This window comes from Salinicola sp. MIT1003 (assembly GCF_001858555.1).
In the GTDB taxonomy this organism is placed as follows: domain Bacteria; phylum Pseudomonadota; class Gammaproteobacteria; order Pseudomonadales; family Halomonadaceae; genus Salinicola; species Salinicola salarius.
Genome location: NZ_MCAP01000047.1, coordinates 1 through 1164 on the forward strand (window position 1 = coordinate 1; position 1164 = coordinate 1164).

General features: G+C 59.5%; 1 protein-coding gene. It reads right to left on the reverse strand.

The genetic code is table 11. The annotated features are described in order from the left end of the window. Nucleotides 1-147: 147 nt before the first annotated feature. On the reverse strand, nt 148-1023 hold the full coding sequence (locus tag BC443_RS14275; RefSeq protein WP_170835889.1) for a phytanoyl-CoA dioxygenase family protein: 876 nt from the start codon (nt 1021-1023) through the stop codon (nt 148-150). Nucleotides 1024-1164 lie beyond the last annotated feature (141 nt).

Sequence of the window (1164 nt, forward strand, 5' to 3'; positions counted from 1 at the left end):
GTCTCTGGACTATGTGGCACCCCGAGCACACCCGGCATTAGCCGCGTAGGGTGTGCAGAAACCAGGGGGTCATTACAGGAGCCCAAAACGAAAAAAGCAACCCGAAGGTTGCTTTTCACTGAAACGAAGAGTGATGCCGTGAGAAGCCTACACGCGTTTTTGCTCGATCACATGCCAGGATGATTGCTTACCCTTGGCGGCGGATCTGGCGTCCTCCTGCCGACGCATGCGCTGGAGCACACGATACTGCAAGCGGTTGAAGTACTCGAATCCCAGCCCCGGCAATGGCAGGAAGGGGTTGGTCCGGCTCATGCCCCATAATGCCAAGCGGGAGCTGCCCGGCTCGGCATTGCCCCGGGCATGGACACCGAAGGTATTGGCGATGAGCAGCGTGTTAGCCGCGACCCGGAATGGCCGTGGGCCGCCCTCGCCCAACCTTTCGGCCTCTTCCTGGCTTACCCGGAACGAGCCACGAGCCGTATAGCGATCCGCGTGCTCCCTGGCTCGCAGGCTCATCTGATATTCCCACTTCATACGCTCACGGTGTGGCCGATTCGAGCCCGGCACGAACACGAACGGGCCATTCTCGTCGGTCACGTCCTCCAGATAGAGCCAGAACTTCATGGTGGGCTGGAACGTATCGACATGCAGATTCTTCTGCGGGTCCCGCACCGTGTCATTTTTCCGGCTGCCGTTATGCACGTTCTCGATATGGCAGATCGGCAAACGGGCATGCCCGGCACAATAGCGAAACAGCCGCTTCAGCGCGGAGTCTCCCAGCACCGCCTTGACCTGAGGCAGTTGCTCCAGCACTTCCGGCGCCAGCAAAATCCGATGCGTATTGGTGTCGCCCTGGCAGCACTCGCGGATTTCACCCTCGTATTCCCGCACCGCCCTCACCAATGCCAGGAACTGCGACTCGGGCAGGTAGCTTTCCTTGAGCACGTAACCGTACTGCTGGAACTGCTGACGATCCACCCTGGGCACGCCCGGCGCCAGCATCGCCATGCGCAACCGAGACATCCAATACGCCAACCAGACACGCCCGACATGGAGCCCATAGCGATTGAGATGATCGTTCCCTATGTGAACTGACCCCATAAAGTTGGACGATTCATTTAGCCGGCGTTTAAGGCCTGGGCCCTGTACTGCACAGGGCTTAGA

Excerpts from the sequence above, each read along its gene's own strand:
- BC443_RS14275 (WP_170835889.1), bottom strand. The coding sequence starts at position 1,023 with ATGTCTCGGTTGCGCATGGCGATGCTGGCGCCGGGCGTGCCCAGGGTG.